The 4,264-nt window shown below is 38.2% G+C and carries 5 protein-coding genes; 4 read left to right on the top strand and 1 reads right to left on the bottom strand.

Going from position 1 to position 4,264, the window contains the following annotated elements:
- Window positions 1–284: 284 nt before the first annotated feature.
- From DP116_RS27225 to DP116_RS27240, 4 genes are all read left to right on the top strand, one after another.
- Complete coding sequence (locus tag DP116_RS27225; protein WP_169158104.1) at window positions 285–956, top strand: carbonic anhydrase; 672 nt, start codon at window positions 285–287, stop codon at window positions 954–956.
- Between the two features lie 117 nt (window positions 957–1,073).
- Window positions 1,074–2,357 carry a proton extrusion protein PcxA gene (locus DP116_RS27230; RefSeq protein ID WP_169158105.1) on the top strand — a complete coding sequence of 428 codons (1,284 nt, stop codon included), beginning with the start codon at window positions 1,074–1,076 and terminating at the stop codon, window positions 2,355–2,357.
- Between the two features lie 364 nt (window positions 2,358–2,721).
- Window positions 2,722–3,321, top strand: coding sequence for a DedA family protein (locus DP116_RS27235; protein ID WP_169158106.1), 600 nt, complete (start codon window positions 2,722–2,724; stop codon window positions 3,319–3,321).
- Between the two features lie 54 nt (window positions 3,322–3,375).
- Window positions 3,376–3,921 (top strand): DUF7733 domain-containing protein, encoded by a 546-nt coding sequence (locus DP116_RS27240; protein WP_211173538.1) that lies wholly within the window; start codon window positions 3,376–3,378, stop codon window positions 3,919–3,921.
- Between the two features lie 106 nt (window positions 3,922–4,027).
- Here the strand turns inward: DP116_RS27240 and DP116_RS27245 are convergent, their stop codons facing one another.
- Window positions 4,028–4,249, bottom strand: a complete 222-nt coding sequence (locus DP116_RS27245) for an ABC transporter substrate-binding protein (protein ID WP_169158107.1) — start codon at window positions 4,247–4,249, stop codon at window positions 4,028–4,030.
- Between the last annotated feature and the right edge of the window lie 15 nt (window positions 4,250–4,264).

Below are 4,264 nucleotides of genomic sequence, written 5' to 3' on the forward strand. Positions count from 1 at the left end.
CAAAGTGCCACGCTGCGCGAACAGTACTGGCTCCCCTACACCCCTTTCTTGGTCAATAAGTTGGAAATCATGACCAATTCACTAAACTTTTGAATGGGAATAGAGAATCCCACCCATAGGTTTTAGACTTTTGATGACAAGACTGCTTGACTCTTTTGTTGCGGGCTTTAAAAAAGTCTATCATCTTTAAAAAAATCAAAAAAATGACAGTTTTTTTCCGAAAAATAGGTTAAAAAATATGAAGTTTCAAAATAAAGATTTCTTTCCATAGGAGGAACTAGATTGTGTCTATAAAACACTTAATCAGTGGTTTAAATGAGTTTCATGACAACTATTTTGTCAGCCATAGAGAGCTTTTCCAGGAATTATCTCATGGTCAAACTCCTGAGGTTTTACTTATCACTTGTTCTGACTCTCGTATTGACCCTAATTTAATCACTCAAACCCAGCCAGGGGAGTTATTTGTTATTCGTAATATTGGTAATATTATTCCACCTTATGGACCACTTAATAATGGTGAAGGTGCAGGTGTAGAATATGCTGTTCAAGCATTGAATATTAAAGATATTATTATTTGCGGTCATTCCCACTGTGGAGCGATGAAAGGACTATTACAAATAGGTAATCTTGCTCAGCAAATGCCACTAGTATACGATTGGTTGAAGCACTATGCCGAGCCTACCCGTCGTCTTGTCCTAGACAACTACAAGCATTGTCCCACCGAGAAACTATTAAAAATTGCAATTGAACAGAACGTCTTAATACAGATAGAAAATCTGAAAACTTACCCGATAATTTGCTCGAAACTTCACAGTGGTCAAATAACTCTTCATGCTTGGATTTATGAAATTGAGAGTGGAGAAGTCTTTGCTTATGATGTTAGCAAAAAACAATTTGAACTTCTCAATCGCTCATTCCTTGTACCAAACTCTCTTATAGGTGTACACTCAGAATAAGATACCCATCTAATGGCTAATAAGTTATAAGTATCAATTATAGTTTATTAGCCATTATTGATTTTTCAATTAAAGAAAACAAAAATAGTTAAAAATATTACAAATTAATAGTGTAACATGAAAATTTTGTTTTTCAACAAAAATCCAGGATTCATCGGACAAAAAATTCAAGAATACTTACAGGCTGGTAACAAACGGTTACTGGGTACACCAGAAAGAGCACTATCAGAAGCTTACCAGGCTGCTCATAGAATTAAAAATATTGAAAGAGAACATTTTAATGGTCAAAAAATTACGCCACACTTAAGCAATTACACTGAAAGTGTCAGGGCTTATTGGCAGGTTTCTCTCAACAAGAACTTAATGATTATCAAGGCAAAATTAGCAGAGTTTCGTATCAGCTGTTCTCTCCTCGATATATCAAGTTCTGCTTTTTTAGAAAAATTAAGTTTTATTGATGAGGTTACCCTCAAATATAATTTAGAACAAGAAATCAATAAGAACGGGATAACACCAGTCTCTCAACCATTACAAATGAACCGTGACGAAGTTAACAACCAGTCAGATTCATCTGGTGTAGACAATATAAAAGTTGACCCTGTTTTTAAGAAAACAGGTGTATTTCCTAGGTCAATTGGAAGAACACTCAATAGAATTAAAGCAGATTTTTTGCCACAAGCAGAAGAACAATTTGTTAGAGACTTCCAAATTTTTAAAAACAGAACAAGAACTGCTGCAAAATTTTTGGCAATGCTAGTTATTGTGCCAATTTTAACTCAATCTCTTTCTAAAGAATTCTTAGTAAGTCCAATTGTAGAGCGGGTCAGAGGTGAAAATGTCAGTCAACTGTTCCTTAACTCTGAAATGGAAGAAGAAGCTCTCACAGAGTTAAAAACTTTTGAACAAAATCTAAAGTTTCAGAGCCTGATTAGTCAAGCACCACCACTTTCTCCAGAAGTCATAGAGGAAAAAGTAAAACAGAAAGTCCATACAATTGCTGAGGAATTTCGGGAGAAAGGCAATAACGCTATTAGCAATGTTTTTGCTGATTTGCTATCACTTATAGCTTTTGCATTGGTAATTGTTACAAGCAAAAGAGAAATTGTGATTGTGAAATCTTTTATCGATGATGTTATCTATGGTTTGAGTGACAGTGCTAAGGCATTCTTGATTATTCTATTCACAGATATATTTGTCGGATTCCACTCACCACATGGTTGGGAGGTGATTCTTGAAGGATTTGCGGAACATTTGGGGCTTCCAGCAGAGAAAAGCGCAATATCTCTTTTTATTGCCACTTTCCCTGTGATTTTGGACACTATTTTTAAATACTGGATATTCCGCTATCTGAGTCGGTTGTCTCCTTCAGCTTTGGCGACAATGAAAGAAATGAACGAGTAATAAGCTGTGACCGATATGGCGTTGCACACTTACTCCTAAGAAACACGCTTAACAGGGAACAGGGAACAGGGAACAGGGAACAGGGAACAGGGATGGTGTTTCTTAAGGCTGTTGCTAGCGGGTAGTCGCTAAGGTCTTGGGGGTTTCGGCTTGAGTTAATGTACTACTGAGATTCGGGGCGTAATCCTGATCGACTGCGTCACTTTCCTATTTTCTCTAGTGACGCTGCTACTCGTAGTTTCCCCCAACCCTGTGATTTGGGTGTATGCAATGTCCAAGGGCTGCAAATGCGTGACAGCCAAAAAAAATTCTGATATTCCTCTGAATTTTGTGTTAAATAGATTATTGATTTAGAGGATATTCTATGCATTTTGATTTAGTGCAACTCATAAAATCTTTAGGCTACTTTGGAGTATGGGCAATTGTCTTTGCTGAGTCTGGCTTACTCATTGGCTTTTTTCTACCAGGTGATAGTTTGCTGTTCACTGCTGGATTTGTAGCATCTCAGGGATTACTCAACATCTGGGTTCTGATCATTGGCGCTTTTATTTGTGCAGTCCTTGGTGATAACGTTGGCTATATGACTGGACATAAGTTTGGTCGCAAATTATTTCAAAAAGAAGATTCATGGTTATTTCATAAAAAACATTTGATAAAAACAACAAATTTTTATCAAATACATGGTAAGAAAACACTTGTCTTAGCTCGATTTGTGCCAATCGTACGGACTTTTGCGCCGATTGTCGCTGGCATTGGTGCCATGCATTATCGCACATTTATGTCCTATAACTTGGTTGGCGGGTTTCTTTGGACATTCGGCATCACTCTGTTAGGATTTTTCTTAGGAAAATCCCTACCAGCTGAACAGCTAGATAAGTATTTGTTACCCATTATTGGATTAATTATTGTTGTTTCTTTATTACCATCAATTCTTCATATTATTAAAGAAAACAAGAAGAACTGACAAAGAAGGTAATGGTGGTTAGTTGAGTTACTTGGTCAAGAGGATATCAGGGTCATGACTTCTTCAAACATAAACTTATACCTGTTTATCGAAAACTTTGTTTTCCTGATAATTTCTACATTTTTTTGTGTTGTTGTAGGCTGGGCGTGGAGAAATTCCAAACCCTTCAGCCTTCCCGAACCACTCCCTGGGTGGTTTAAAATTTGGTTCGGTACGGTGCAAGTTATAGGATTGATTGTTCCCCTTGTGGTGATACTTGTATGGGGTGTGTGGTTCGGTGACAATCGCATCCTCACTGTGCTTGTTCCCTACTTAGTCATGCTAGGATTGCAAATCTTAGCTGAGATTTTGACACTCAGGCAGTTTCACACAGTTGTATGGGTGATGGTTCCCTACTTATACTTGCCTTATCGCTTTTGGCAGCTTTATGAGGGGTGGAAGTTCCTCAGTGCTGAAACTGATCTCACTTGGGTACGAAATCTGTTGGTGGTACAAGTCGTCCTATGGGTTGTGAACTATGCCTTGGATGTGACACAGCTACCAAGGCTTCTACGTTGGGAAGTGAAAGAAGAGTCCGACACGAGTGCTTTAGTTCCGTAAAATCTTAAACTGACCATTCTTAATCTTAACCAAGATGGGTTTTATCTGTATCTCTCCTTGTGGAGTAAATTGGATTGTATTCCCGGAGGTTTCTTGGGGTGAAAGGTTAACCTTTCGCAATCTTTGCAAAACTGTTGCGCGATCGCGCTTTGGAGGATAAAGCTTGAATCAAAGCTTGAGTGGCGTCATAACTGGTGGCTGTGCGCCAGCTAATCTTTCCTCCCCATTGCTGTGCTGCTTTTTGGGCAAAGTTTTTTGATTGTGGTGCTTCCCGAAACCAAGGCACACTTACAATCAAGCCTTCAATTGCATTTCCACCTTCTTTCAAGGTTCTTCTCTATTC

The organism is Brasilonema bromeliae SPC951, from assembly GCF_012912135.1.
GTDB classification, from domain to species: domain Bacteria; phylum Cyanobacteriota; class Cyanobacteriia; order Cyanobacteriales; family Nostocaceae; genus Brasilonema; species Brasilonema bromeliae.